The following is a 14,109-nucleotide window of genomic DNA, read 5'->3' as shown; positions in this document are numbered from 1 at the left end:
GAACCGCAATCTTTATTGAACGGTTCGGATTTTTTTAAGGAGAGAGGTAAAATGCAAAAATTTATACAGTATACCCCGACAGAAATCCTGTTTGGAGAAAACACACAGGCAGAAGTTGGGAAAGAAGTTAAGAAATGGGGTGGAAGCCGTGTATTTATCGTATATGGCGGTGGAAGTGTAAAGAAAAGCGGACTTCTTGCGCAGGTAGAAGAAGCACTGGAAAAAGAAGGACTTGCTTATGAGGAATTTGGCGGAGTAAAGCCAAACCCCCGGATGGCATATGCACAGGAAGGCGTTGAGAAAGCAATTGAGTTCGGTGCGGATTTTCTTCTTGCAGTAGGCGGTGGAAGTTCTATTGATACAGCAAAGGCAATCGCCCATGGTGTGGCAAACCCGGACTGGTCTCTGGAGGAGATCTGGGGTGGTGAAATCACACTTACCAGATCGACACCGGTAGGATGCGTACTTACGATTGCGGCAGCAGGAAGTGAAACAAGCGATTCCGCAGTTCTGACAAACGAAGAAACAGGGAAAAAGGGAGGAATCAGCACCGGCCTGAACCGCCCGAAGTTTGCGATCATGAATCCGGTTCTTACCTATACGCTTCCAAAATATCAGATTGCATGTGGAGTCGTAGATATCATGATGCATACGCTGGAACGTTATTTTATTCCGAATACGAGAAATCAGATGACAGATGAGATTGCAGAGGGAGTTCTGCGGGTTGTGATTGAAAATGGAAAGAAAGGTCTGGAGAATCCGACAGACTACGATGCCATGAGTGAAATCATGTGGGCAGGAAGTCTTTCACATAATGGTCTGACAGGTCTCGGAAGAGCAAAAGATTTTTCTGTACATAAGCTCGGACATGCACTTGGTGCAAAATATGATAAGGCGCATGGGGCAACCCTTTCAGCTGTCTGGGGATCCTGGGCAGAATATGTCTATAAAAACGATGAAGAAAGATTTGCGCATTACGCAAAAAAAGTGTGGGGCGTAGAGGAAGAAGACGTGGCGAAAGCCGCAAAAGAGGGAATTCGCCGGACGGTAGAATATTTCCGTGAGATTCATATGCCGACAAATTTAAAGGAACTGGAGATCGGAGAAGTATCAGAGGAAGATCTGCGGGAACTTGCTATGGCTGCGACATTAAATGACACTGTAAAACTTTCAAAAATCAAAGAACTTACTGCCGAAGATGTATACCAGATTTTTCGGAAAGCAGCAGGAAAATAAGATGGAAATAAATAAGAGAAAATTTTACAGACAAGTGTTCGCACTTGTAATCCCAATGGCACTTCAGAATCTGATCAATGTGGGTGTGACGGCGGCAGACGTGCTGATGCTTGGAAGAGTCAGCGAAAAAGTTCTTTCAGGTGCATCCCTTGCAGGGCAGATACAGTTTGTCATGACACTGATCCTTTTCGGTACAACATCAGGTGCAACGGTTTTGACCGCACAGTACTGGGGAAAGAAAGATACACAGACGATTGAAAAAATCCTTGGAATGGGAATGACCATCGGTGTCAGCTGTGCAGCTCTTTTTACCATTGTTGCGGAAATCATTCCGGAAGTGCTGCTTCATATCTATACCAGTGACCCGGCCGTGATCGCAGAAGGTGTGAAATATTTGCGGATCGTGGCGCTTTCCTATGTCCTGATGGCGGCAACGCAGGTCTATCTTTACATTATGCGGAGTATCGAGCAGGTTGTGATTGCAACGGTTGTCTACAGCGCGTCACTAATTTGTAATGTCCTGGTAAATGCGCTTCTTATTTTTGGCTTATTTGGTTTACCGAAGATGGGAATTATGGGTGCGGCAATCGGAACTCTGACAGCAAGGATCGTAGAACTTATCATTGTAATCTGGTATGCAAAAGTAAAAAACCATGACGTTAGATTTCACCCGGTCTATATGCGTAAGATCGACAAGGTGCTTCTAAAAGACTTTCTGATTTATGCGAGTCCGGTGATCTTGAATGAAATGATGTGGGGACTTGGTTCTACTGCGAATACAGCAGTGATCGGTCATCTGGGAAGTGCTGCGGTGGCAGCAAATTCTGTTGCTCAGGTCGCAAGACAGCTGGCAACGGTGGTTGCCTTTGGTGTATCCAATGCGACTGCCATTTATCTTGGTAAGACCATCGGTGCAAAAGAGTTTCATCTGGCAAAAGAGTATGGAAAAAGATTTTTGTGGCTGAGTATTATTACCGGTGCGGTAGGAGGCGGCATCATTCTGATAGCTGCTCCGATTGCAAATCATGTGATGACACTCTCACAGGAAGCGCAGGGGTATCTTTATTTTATGTTTTTTGTTATGTCTTACTTTACACTCTGCCAGGCGATCAATACGACCCTTGTGGTGGGTGTATTCCGGGCAGGAGGAGATACCAGGTTTGGTCTGATCCTGGATGTGTCTACCATGTGGGGATGCTCTATTCTGCTGGGTATGATCGCTGCCTTTGTCTTTCATGCGCCGGTGCAGGTTGTTTATATCCTTCTGATGAGTGATGAGGTGATCAAAGTACCGATCACAGTCATGCGCTACCGAAGCTATAAATGGATTCAGAATGTGACGAGAGAAAAAGCAGAGCTGGCATAACATTGTATGCGAAAATAAATTTGGAATTTTGAGGTAGATGTGATATGCTAGAGAAAGAATATATTTGAAAAGGAGATTTGCAACATGAGATTAGTATCAACAGAAAAAGCACCAAAAGCACTTGGACCATATTCCCAGGGATATGTACATGGGGGAATTCTTTATTCGGCAGGACAGATTGCGATCAATCCGGCTACAGATACTGTAGAAGCTGATACTATCGAAGGACAGGCTGACCAGGTATGCAAGAACATCGGAGCAATCCTTGAAGAAGCAGGAACTTCTTTTGACAAAGTATTAAAGACAACCTGTTTCCTTGCTGATATGGGAGATTTTTCCGCATTTAACGAAGTTTATGCAAAATATTTCACATCAAAACCAGCCAGAAGCTGTGTTGCTGTTAAGACACTTCCGAAGAACCTTCTTTGCGAAATTGAAGTGATCGCAGCAGTGGAAGAATAGGATAGAGAGATATCCTGAAAAAGTAGGAGGTTTGGCATTATGGCAGAAGAAAAAAGCAGCGGATGTTCGCCGGAATCATGTTCTTCCTGTGCACATGCGGGTTCATGCAGCAGTGCGAAGAAAGATCTGAAAGCACCGGCAAATCCGTATTCACAGGTAAAAAAAGTAATTGGAGTAGTCAGCGGTAAAGGTGGAGTCGGCAAATCAATGGTGACAGCATCTCTTGCACGTATGATGGTACAGCAGGGATATTCAGTTGGTATTCTGGATGCGGATATCACAGGACCATCTATCCCGAAGATGTATGGAGTGCATGGAAGTGCAGTCGGAAGCGAGGCGGGAATGTTCCCGTGCGTTGCAAAAGATGGCACGAAGATCATGTCGGTTAATCTGCTTCTGGAACACGAATCAGATCCTGTCATCTGGAGAGGACCGGTGATCGCAGGAGTAGTAACCCAGTTCTGGACTGATGTAATGTGGGGAGATCTGGATTTCTTATTTGTTGATATGCCACCGGGAACAGGGGATGTTCCTCTTACGGTATTCCAGTCACTTCCGGTAGACGGCGTTGTGATCGTGACTTCGCCACAGGATCTGGTACAGATGATCGTAGAGAAAGCTTACAATATGGCAAAGAAGATGAACATACCGGTTCTCGGACTGGTGGAAAACTACAGTTATCTGGAATGTCCGGACTGTGGAAAGAAAATATCTGTATTTGGGGAAAGCCACATTGACGAGATTGCAGAAAAACTTGGGGTAGAAGTACTCGGAAAGATGCCGATCGATCCGAAACTTGCCGAGATTGTAGAACAGGAGAAGTTCTATGAGGCAGACAACCAGTATCTTAAAAACATCATTGACAAGTTCAATTAAGAAGAAAGCTCCGGCGAGGTGATGATCGCCGGGGCTTTTTAGCTATAGAGGCACGGAAAATGTGAAAAGCCATATCATGGCAGGACGGATACAATTGGCAAGGAACATGTGTTTATGGTATGATAACAGGTAGCAAAAAGCGGAGGCAAAAAGAACATGGACGAGAATCTCCCGGTGATCCGGATTTCGGTGCGAAACCTTGTGGAGTTTATTTTAAGAGAAGGGGATATTGACAATCGAACAGGAGGCGGACAAGATCCGGAGAATATGCAGATGGGAAGTCGGATTCACCGGAAGATCCAGAGACAGATGGGATCGGATTATCAGGCGGAGGTACCTCTTAAGACAGAGATCGTCTGTGATGGGTTTACTTTGAAAATAGAAGGACGTGCCGATGGACTGATTCATACAAAAGAGCAGGTCATGGTAGATGAGATCAAGGGTGTTCTGCGGGAACTTGACCGGGTGCAGGAGCCGGCAGGCATTCATCTGGCACAGGCAAAATGTTATGCCAGCATGGTAGCAGAACAGGAAGGGGTGGATGAGATCGGGGTACAGATGACCTATTGCCAGATGGAGACGGAAGAGGTGAAAAGGTTTCAGTATTCTTATCAGAGTAACGAACTGAAAGTCTGGTTCGATGAAGTTATTCGACAGTATAAAAAATGGGCAAAGTTCCAGATTGAATGGAGAAAGGCAAGAAATGCATCTATTAAAGGGATTGAATTTCCGTTTCCATATCGTAAAGGACAGAGAGAGCTTGCGGTATCTGTTTACCGGACGATTCTTCGGAAGAAAAAGTTGTTCATCCAGGCACCAACCGGAGTGGGGAAGACGATTTCAACGGTATTTCCGGCAGTGAAAGCGGTTGGAGAAGAACTGGGTGAGAAGATTTTTTATCTGACGGCAAAGACAATCACCCGGACGGTGGCGGAGCAGGCATTTGAAACCTTACGGGAACAGAATCTGAAGTTCAAGGTGATCACTTTAACGGCAAAAGAAAAAATCTGTTTCTGTGAGGAGACAAGCTGCAATCCGGATGACTGCCCATATGCCAAAGGGCATTTTGACCGGGTAAATGACGCGGTCTATGAGCTTTTGATGCAGGAAGATGTGATGAGCCGGGAAGTGTTGGAAGCGCAGGCAAGAAAGCATAAGGTCTGTCCATTTGAAATGGCACTGGATGTGTCGACCTGGGTGGATGGTGTGATCTGCGATTATAATTATGTGTTTGACCCGGATGCCCGGCTCAGGCGTTTCTTTGCAGAAGGTGGCGCTGGAGGATATTTGTTTTTGATCGATGAGGCACACAATCTGGTAGAACGTGGACGGCAGATGTACAGTGCAGAGTTATGCAAGGAGGACTTTCTTGCGGTGAAGAAACTGGTAAAGGGAGAAGCACCGCGGTTTGCAAAAAGACTGGAGGCATGTAATAAGATTCTTCTGGCAATGAAAAAAGAGTGTGAAAACTATAAGGTGCTGGACAATATTTCGCATTTTGGAATCCAGCTTATGAATGTACTATCTGAGACAGACCGGTATCTCGAGGAATGTGTGGATAAAGAAGTCCGGGAAACAGTATTGGATTTTTATTTTCAAGTGAGGTCTTTCCTGAATATATATGATGGGTTGGATGAGAACTATGTCATCTATACGGAGTATCAGGAGAATGGAAGATTTGTTCTGAAGTTGTTTTGTGTTAACCCGGCGGCAAATCTGCAGAAATGTCTGGATAAGGGGAACAGTGCTGTATTCTTTTCGGCAACACTTCTGCCAATCCAGTATTACAAAAGACTTCTGAGTACGGAAAAAGACAACTATGCGGTCTACATTGATTCTTCGTTTGATACAAAGAAGAGACTGCTTATGAATGGTGTGGATGTGAGTACCCGTTACACCATGCGTTCCAGAGAAATGTATCAACGATATGCGACATACATTTTCCGGGTAGTGAAAGCAAAAATGGGGAATTATCTGATCTTTTTCCCGTCTTACCGGTTTATGGAAGATGTGTATCAGGAATTTACACAGCTTCTTGCATCAGATGAAGAAGAGATGGAACTGGTTATTCAGCAGAAGCACATGGATGAAGAAGAACGGGAAAATTTCCTGCATGCATTTGAAATGGGAAGAGAGAAAAGTCTGATCGGTTTTGGAGTTCTTGGCGGGATTTTCTCAGAAGGAATCGATCTGACAAATGAGAAGCTGATCGGGACACTGATCATCGGAACAGGGCTGCCGCAAGTGTGCAATGAGCGGGAAATCCTGAAAAGCTATTTTGACCAGAAGGGACTTTACGGATTTGACTATGCTTACCGGTATCCGGGGATGAACAAGGTTTTGCAGGCAGCAGGAAGGGTGATCCGCACAGAGGATGACCGCGGAGTGATACTTCTTCTGGATGAGCGTTTTCAGAGGGAGAAGGGGAAAGAGATTTTCCCGAAAGAATGGGCGGACTGTGAAAGATGCCGGTTAGACATTGTGGAAGAAAAAATCCGTCTGTTCTGGAAAAAACAGACGGATAATTAAGAAACTTTTTATGCATTAAAGTAATCCAGAAATGCCTGTGTCGCGCGGGAAACCGGAACATGTCCGTTCCATGCGGCAACCAGCTGACGCTTTGGAAGTTGTTCTTCGGTCTGGACGACAAAGAGTTGGTCGGAATTCTTTGGTACACAGTAGTCCGGAATAAAAGCGATGCCAAGTCCGATCCGTGCGAGATCGATCAGAAGATCGTTGCTGCTCAGCTCGATTTCAGGAACCAGATCCAACTGATGCTGCTGAAAGAGAGAATGCAGAAATTCACTGGTTGTACTTTTTCTGTCCAGCATGATGATCGGATAACGCTGCAGTTCTTTGAGGGAAAGCTTTTTCCCCTGCAGTTCCGCAAAGGACTGGTTTGCGATAAAGACATCGTGAAAATCACGGATCTTTCGGAAGGAGGCAAGATTGCCAAGGTAAACGTTCGGATAGTTAGCGACAATGAGATCTACCTGACCGTTCTCCAGAAGTTCCGTACACTTGATCGAAGTGGCATTGGTCACTTTTATATGTGCGTTAGGGAAAGCTTTGTGGAAACGTTCCAGATAAGGAACCAGAAAATACCGGCAGATGGTGTCGCTGGCACCGATGCGGATCTGGCCGCCGGTAGAGGCTGTTTCCATGATCTGGGATTCCCCGCGCTTGATCAGATTGATCGCCGGTTCGATATGACGCAGAAGGATCTCGCCTTCCGGGGTGAGCTGAACTTTTTTTGTGCTTCGGATGAAAAGAACCTGATCCAGTTTCTTTTCCAGTGCTTTAATGGACTGGCTGACAGCGGACTGTGAAATAAAGAGCTGCTTGGAAGCCTCAGAAAAGCTGAGTGTGTCTGCAACATAATAAAATACTTTATATAATTCATAGTTGATATCCATTATTAGTCCTCCTTATAAAACCTATTAGTATTATAAGTGATAAAAAATAAAATTTCAAGAGAAAACCATTTTTGACAAATGAAGACAGGGTTGCTAAACTATAGACAAAAAAGAGAAGGAGAAAAAGGATGGCAAAAAAGAAATGGCTGCATAAAATCCTGGCGATTTTGCCGAGTATTTCACTGATCGTGATACTGCTGATCAGCAGTTTTGAGATCGGTGCATACGGAGACTGGAATTTTTATGAAAAAGAATATGAAAAATATAAGGTGGCGGATGAACTTTATATGGAGATGCCGGATATCATGAAGGTGACAAAATTCATGATGTCTTATTTGCGGGGCAACGAGAAGAAACTGAGTATTGAGACGGAAGTGGAAGGAAATATACAGGATTTTTTCAATGAGAAGGACCGGCTTCATATGGCAGATGTGCAGGGACTTTTTCTTGGCGGACTTGCAATCCGGAGGGGAGCGATCATCGTACTGCTTTTTTTCAATGGCGGCACTTGTGCTTATGAAAGCAGACTGGAAGAGACTGATCCCGCAGATGTATCAGCGGGTGCTGGCGGTATTTCTGGCACTTACCGCGGTGGCAGGATTTCTGTTCTCAAGAGACTTTAACAAATATTTCGTGATCTTTCATCATATTTTCTTTAACAATAACTTATGGATCCTTGATCCGGCAGAAGACTATATGATCCGGATGCTTCCGGAGGGCTTTTTCTATGATATGGTGATAAGGATCGGAAGTATTTTTGCTGTGTTTTTAATCGTATCTTTTGTCTGCAGTATTGTCCAGAAAAAGATAAATAAGAGATGCGATTCACGGTAATTGTAATAAATAAGATATACTTATAAAAAGATTTAGTTATATTTATTGTACTTATAAAAGGTGATGTGGTAAAATAAAAATCGAGGAAACTGCCGTTATGCCGGATCAAGGCATGCGGTTTCAATATTACTACCAAAGCTAATGGAGGAAATTATGGGCGTAAAACGTGTATATGTGGAGAAAAAACCAGAATTTGCAGTACAGGCTAAAGAACTTCGCCATGAGGTGAAGAGTTATCTTGGAATTAAGACGGTGAAGAATGTACGTGTACTGATCCGCTATGATGTGGAAAATCTTTCTGATGCAACATTTGAAAGAGCATGCAACGGTGTGTTTGCAGAACCACCGGTAGATGTGCTTTACAGAGAGGACTTCCCGCGCGAAGAAAGTGACCACATTTTTTCTGTAGAATTTCTTCCTGGACAGTTTGACCAGAGAGCAGATTCTGCTGTTCAGTGCGTACAGTTTATCAAAGAGGATGAGCTGCCGGTTATCAAGACAGCGACCACTTATGTGATCGAAGGTGAGATCAGCGAAGAAGAGATGGAAGCTATCAAGGCACACTGCATCAACCCGGTAGATTCCAGAGAGACAGGACTTGAAAAACCGGAGACACTGGTTACGAAATTCGAGGAACCTGCAGATGTAAAGATTTTTGACGGATTCAAAGATATGCCGGAAGCGGAACTGAAAGAGTTATACAGTTCTCTTGGACTTGCTATGACATTCAAGGATTTCCAGCACATCCAGAATTATTTCAAAGGGGAGGAACACAGAGATCCATCTATGACAGAGATCCGTGTTCTGGATACTTACTGGTCTGACCACTGCCGTCATACTACATTCTCAACAGAACTTACAGAAGTATCCTTCGGTGATGGCGATTACAAAAAGCCGATGGAAGATACTTATAAAGAATACCTTCAGACACACAGTGAGATCTTTAAAGGACGCGAAGACAAATTTGTATGCCTGATGGATCTTGCACTGATGGCAATGCGGAAGCTGAAAAAAGAAGGCAAACTTCAGGATCAGGAAGAATCCGATGAGATCAATGCCTGCAGTATCGTTGTCCCGGTTGAAGTAGATGGTGTGGAAGAAGAGTGGCTTGTCAACTTCAAGAACGAGACGCACAACCATCCGACCGAGATCGAACCATTTGGTGGTGCAGCTACCTGCCTTGGTGGAGCAATCCGTGACCCGCTGTCAGGACGTACTTATGTATACCAGGCAATGCGTGTAACCGGTGCAGCAGATCCGACCGTATCTGTAAAAGAGACGATGAAAGGAAAACTGCCGCAGAAGAAACTGGTGCGTAGTGCAGCACATGGATACAGCTCATATGGTAATCAGATCGGACTTGCAACCGGACTGGTAAAAGAGATCTATCATCCGGATTATGTGGCAAAGAGAATGGAGATCGGTGCGGTTATGGGTGCTGCTCCGAGACGTGCAGTTATCCGTGAAAATTCGGATCCGGGAGATATCATCATTCTTCTTGGCGGACGTACCGGACGTGATGGCTGTGGTGGAGCAACCGGTTCTTCCAAAGTTCATACCGAAGAATCCATCGAGACATGTGGAGCTGAGGTTCAGAAGGGTAATGCGCCGACCGAACGTAAAATCCAGAGAATGTTCCGCAGAGAAGAAGTCAGCAAGCTGATTAAGAAGTGTAATGACTTCGGAGCAGGCGGAGTATCTGTTGCAATCGGAGAACTTGCAGATGGTCTTCAGATCAATCTGGACAAAGTACCGAAAAAATATGCAGGTCTTGACGGAACAGAGATTGCAATTTCTGAATCCCAGGAGCGTATGGCTGTTGTGGTAGATCCGAAGGATGTAGATGAATTCCTTGGCTATGCAAAAGAAGAGAATCTGGAGGCGGTAAAGGTTGCAGTTGTTACCGAAGATCCGAGACTTGTTCTTTCATGGAGAGGAAAAGAGATTGTAAATATTTCCCGTGCCTTCCTGAACACCAACGGTGCACACCAGGAGACAACGGTTAAAGTTGATATTCCTTCAAGAGAAGATACCATCCTTAAGAAACAGGTTGAGGTTGGCGATGTAAAAGAAAAATGGCTGGATACTCTGAAAGATCTGAATGTATGCTCGCAGAAAGGTCTGGTTGAGATGTTCGACGGATCCATCGGAGCAGGCTCGGTTTTCATGCCTCACGGTGGAAAATACCAGATGACAGAGACGCAGAGTATGGTTGCAAAGCTTCCAGTTATGCATGGTAAATGCGATACCGTTACGATGATGAGTTATGGATTTGATCCGTATCTGTCAAGCTGGAGTCCGTATCACGGAGCTGTCTATGCTGTCACAGAGTCTATGGCTAAGATTGTGGCTTGTGGTGGGGATTACAGCAAGATCCGTTTTACATTCCAGGAATATTTCCGCAGAATGACAGAGGATCCGGAAAGATGGAGTCAGCCATTTGCAGCACTGCTTGGTGCATATAAGGCACAGATTGCTTACGGACTTCCGTCAATCGGAGGAAAGGACAGCATGTCCGGAACATTTGAACATATCGATGTACCGCCGACACTGGTATCCTTTGCAGTTGACATTGCCAAAGAAGGAGATATCATTACTCCGGAACTGAAAAAAGCAGGTAATAAACTTGTATGGATGAAGATTGAAAAAGATGAATATGAGCTTCCGGTATATGAACAGGTAATGGATCAGTACGGTAAGTTCGCTGATGATATTCACAACGGAAAGATCGTATCGGCTTACGCACTTGACCGCCATGGAGTGATCGCAGCTGTCAGCAAGATGGCATTCGGTAACGGAATGGGTGTGAAGATCGAACACAGCATGGATGCAAGAGAACTTTTTGCACCTGCATTCGGTGACATCGTAGCAGAAGTTCCGGCAGACAAGGTTGGGGAACTCTCCATTTCTTACACTGTGATCGGTGAAGTGACAGATGATGCGAAATTCGCATTTGGAAATACAGAAATCACACTGAAAGAAGCAGAAGATGCATGGACAGGAACTCTGGAACAGGTATTCCGTACGGTATCTGACGAAGCTTCTGACGAAAAGGTGGAATCTCCGCTGTATGATACAAAAGACATTGTGATCTGCGGACACAAGATTGCACAGCCGACTGTATTTATTCCGGTATTCCCGGGAACAAACTGTGAGTATGACAGTGCAAAAGCATTTGAAAGAGCAGGTGCAAAGGTCATCACAAAAGTATTCCGTAACATGGATGCAGCAGATATCGTAGATTCTGTGAATACATTTGAAAAAGAAATTGCAAAATCCCAGATCATCATGTTCCCGGGCGGATTCTCAGCTGGTGACGAACCAGATGGTTCAGCAAAATTCTTTGCAACTGCATTCCAGAATGCAAAACTCAAAGAAGCAGTAGAAAAACTTCTGAACGAAAGAGATGGTCTTGTACTTGGTATTTGTAACGGATTCCAGACACTGGTTAAACTTGGTCTGGTTCCTTACGGAGAAGTTGTGGGACAGACACCGGATTCTCCGACACTGACCTACAATACCATCGGACGCCATATTTCCAAGATGGTTTACACGAAAGTTGTTACCAACAAGTCACCATGGCTGCAGGGGGCAGAGCTTGGCGGAGTTTATACCAATCCGGCATCCCACGGAGAGGGACGTTTTGTTGCAAGTGAAGAATGGCTTGACAAGCTCTTTGCAAACGGACAGGTTGCAACACAGTACTGTGACCTTGATGGAAATGTATCTATGGACGAAGAATGGAACGTCAATGGCTCTTATCGCGCAATTGAAGGTATCACAAGTCCGGATGGCCGTGTGCTTGGTAAGATGGCACATTCAGAACGTCGTGCAGATTCCGTGGCAATCAATATTTATGGTGAACAGGATATGAAGATCTTTGAATCCGGTGTGAAATATTTCAAATAAGACGGGAAATCTGGAATAAAATGCTTCGAATGAGACGAAAATGCAAGATTGTCGACACGAACTTGCAAAAAAGAGAAGAAGTATCAAGAAAAAAAATGAAAATCAGCTGTATTTGAAACAAAAATGTAGTGGAAATTCATAAAAATTGAAAAATATGCAAAAAAATCTTGACACAGGCGCCTGAATGCTTTACTCTGTTAAAGAACAAAGGTGTTCCGGAGGGACAGACATTTGTTTGTCCCTCTTTTTTTAGCAAAGAAGTGTGCAAAGTCACATTTTTGTAAAAGAACATTCAGGAGGTATTGAGTAGTATGTCTTATGTTGATGAAGTAATTGAACTTGTAGTAAAGAAAAACCCAGATGAACCAGAATTTCATCAGGCAGTAAAAGAGGTTCTGGAATCTCTTCGTGCAGTTGTAGAAGCTCATGAAGAAGAATACAGAAGAGACGCTCTTCTTGAAAGACTCGTTGAGCCGGAAAGACAGATCAAATTCCGCGTACCGTGGGTAGATGATAAAGGTCAGGTTCAGGTTAATACAGGATACCGTGTACAGTTTAACAGTGCAATTGGACCATATAAAGGAGGATTGCGTCTTCATCCTTCAGTAAATATCGGAATTATCAAATTCCTTGGATTCGAACAGATCTTCAAAAACTCTCTGACAGGTCTTCCGATCGGTGGAGGTAAAGGTGGATCAGATTTCGATCCGAAAGGAAAATCAGATCGTGAAGTTATGGCATTCTGCCAGAGCTTTATGACAGAGCTTTGCAAATATATCGGAGCAGACACAGATGTACCGGCCGGAGATATCGGAACAGGTGCAAGAGAGATCGGATATATGTACGGACAGTACAAGAGAATCCGTGGATTATCAGAAGGTGTTCTTACAGGTAAAGGACTCAGCTATGGTGGATCCCTTGCACGTACAGAAGCTACAGGATACGGACTTCTGTATTTTACACGCGAAATGCTCAAACTTGCAGGAAAAGACCTCGCTGGCAAGACAGTTGCTGTTTCCGGAGCCGGTAACGTTGCTATTTACGCAATTGAAAAAGCACAGCAGCTGGGTGCAAAAGTTGTAACATGCAGCGACTCTACAGGATGGGTTTATGATCCGGAAGGAATCGATGTTGCAGCACTGAAAGAAATCAAAGAAGTGAAGAGAGCAAGACTTACAGAATACAAGAATTACCGTCCAAATTCAGAATATCATGAAGGACGCGGTGTATGGTCAGTAAAAGTTGATATCGCTCTTCCTTGCGCAACACAGAACGAACTTCATCTTGAAGATGCAAAACAGCTTGTTGCAAACGGATGCATTGCAGTAGCAGAAGGAGCTAACATGCCTACCACACTGGAAGCTACACAGTATCTGCAGGAGAACGGTGTAATATTCGCACCTGGTAAAGCTTCTAATGCAGGTGGTGTTGCTACATCAGCACTTGAGATGTCACAGAACAGCGAACGTCTCAGCTGGACATTCGAAGAAGTTGATGCAAAACTTCAGAACATCATGGTAAATATCTGCCATAACGTAGCAGACGCAGCAAAACGTTATGGAGCAGAAGGAAACTATGTAGTAGGTGCTAACATTGCCGGATTTGAAAAAGTTGTAGACGCAATGCAGGCTCAGGGAATTGTATAAGACATATCCTCTATGTAAAATATAATCAGAAAGATCTTCGGAGCAATCCGGAGATTTTTCTGGTTTATGGGAAAATGTTGAATGATATAGGTTGTGTGGTCGGTCGCTGGAAAAAGAATCCAAACGATTCTTTTTTCAGCGCTTGTCTGTTCAATGGTATCGAATGAAAAATGGTAAAAAATAAAACAAAAAAATGAAAAAAATAGTTGACATTTAGAAGTAGATAATTGTATAATAACGAAGTCGGTTGTAAAACGGACGAACATATGGGATCATAGCTCAGCTGGGAGAGCATCTGCCTTACAAGCAGAGGGTCATAGGTTCGAGCCCTATTGGTCCCATTTCGCGAGAAAGTTTTTTAAAG

General features: G+C 44.2%; 10 protein-coding genes and 1 tRNA gene. 10 read left to right on the top strand and 1 reads right to left on the bottom strand.

The window, feature by feature from the left end; genetic code table 11:
* Positions 1–51 precede the first annotated feature (51 nt).
* The 5 genes from PGY05_RS13125 (at position 52) to PGY05_RS13105 (ending at position 6,469) form a co-directional block, all read left to right on the top strand.
* Positions 52–1,236, top strand: coding sequence for an iron-containing alcohol dehydrogenase (locus tag PGY05_RS13125; protein WP_173685037.1), 1,185 nt, complete (start codon positions 52–54; stop codon positions 1,234–1,236).
* Between the two features lies 1 nt (position 1,237).
* A complete protein-coding gene (locus tag PGY05_RS13120) occupies positions 1,238–2,602 on the top strand; it encodes an MATE family efflux transporter (RefSeq protein WP_227084508.1) in 1,365 nt (454 codons plus the stop codon).
* An 84-nt stretch (positions 2,603–2,686) separates the two neighbouring features.
* Positions 2,687–3,064: a RidA family protein gene (locus tag PGY05_RS13115; protein ID WP_022220557.1), complete on the top strand. Its 378-nt coding sequence runs from the start codon at positions 2,687–2,689 to the stop codon at positions 3,062–3,064.
* Positions 3,065–3,103: 39 nt separating this feature from the next.
* Positions 3,104–3,940 carry an Mrp/NBP35 family ATP-binding protein gene (locus tag PGY05_RS13110; protein WP_022220556.1) on the top strand — a complete coding sequence of 279 codons (837 nt, stop codon included), beginning with the start codon at positions 3,104–3,106 and terminating at the stop codon, positions 3,938–3,940.
* Positions 3,941–4,096: 156 nt separating this feature from the next.
* On the top strand, positions 4,097–6,469 hold the full coding sequence (locus tag PGY05_RS13105; protein ID WP_270476099.1) for an ATP-dependent DNA helicase: 2,373 nt from the start codon (positions 4,097–4,099) through the stop codon (positions 6,467–6,469).
* An 8-nt stretch (positions 6,470–6,477) separates the two neighbouring features.
* On the opposite strand, the gene PGY05_RS13100 is transcribed toward PGY05_RS13105, so the two are convergent.
* Positions 6,478–7,356, bottom strand: a complete 879-nt coding sequence (locus PGY05_RS13100; RefSeq protein ID WP_173691940.1) for a LysR family transcriptional regulator — start codon at positions 7,354–7,356, stop codon at positions 6,478–6,480.
* Between the two features lie 128 nt (positions 7,357–7,484).
* Here PGY05_RS13100 and PGY05_RS13095 point away from each other — a divergent pair, with 128 nt between their 5' ends.
* From PGY05_RS13095 to PGY05_RS13075, 5 genes are all read left to right on the top strand, one after another.
* Positions 7,485–7,979 (top strand): DUF1461 domain-containing protein, encoded by a 495-nt coding sequence (locus PGY05_RS13095; RefSeq protein ID WP_270476098.1) that lies wholly within the window; start codon positions 7,485–7,487, stop codon positions 7,977–7,979.
* Complete coding sequence (locus PGY05_RS13090) at positions 7,873–8,190, top strand: lipoprotein intramolecular transacylase Lit (protein WP_330673020.1); 318 nt, start codon at positions 7,873–7,875, stop codon at positions 8,188–8,190. The genes PGY05_RS13095 and PGY05_RS13090 overlap by 107 nt, the downstream gene beginning before the upstream one ends.
* 150 nt (positions 8,191–8,340) lie before the next feature.
* The gene (locus PGY05_RS13085; RefSeq protein ID WP_156333098.1) at positions 8,341–12,099 is read left to right on the top strand and encodes a phosphoribosylformylglycinamidine synthase; all 3,759 of its coding nucleotides are present in this window, start codon (positions 8,341–8,343) and stop codon (positions 12,097–12,099) included.
* Between the two features lie 311 nt (positions 12,100–12,410).
* On the top strand, positions 12,411–13,745 hold the full coding sequence (gdhA, locus tag PGY05_RS13080) for an NADP-specific glutamate dehydrogenase (protein WP_175306099.1): 1,335 nt from the start codon (positions 12,411–12,413) through the stop codon (positions 13,743–13,745).
* 268 nt (positions 13,746–14,013) lie between these two features.
* Positions 14,014–14,086, top strand: a tRNA-Val gene (locus PGY05_RS13075).
* Positions 14,087–14,109 lie beyond the last annotated feature (23 nt).

Origin of the sequence: Coprococcus sp. AF51-11b1, assembly GCF_027682785.1 — a bacterium.
Lineage (GTDB): Bacteria > Bacillota > Clostridia > Lachnospirales > Lachnospiraceae > Allocoprococcus > Allocoprococcus comes.
The sequence above is the reverse complement of the archived record's forward strand: the minus strand, read 5'-3'. Positions and strand labels throughout refer to the sequence as shown.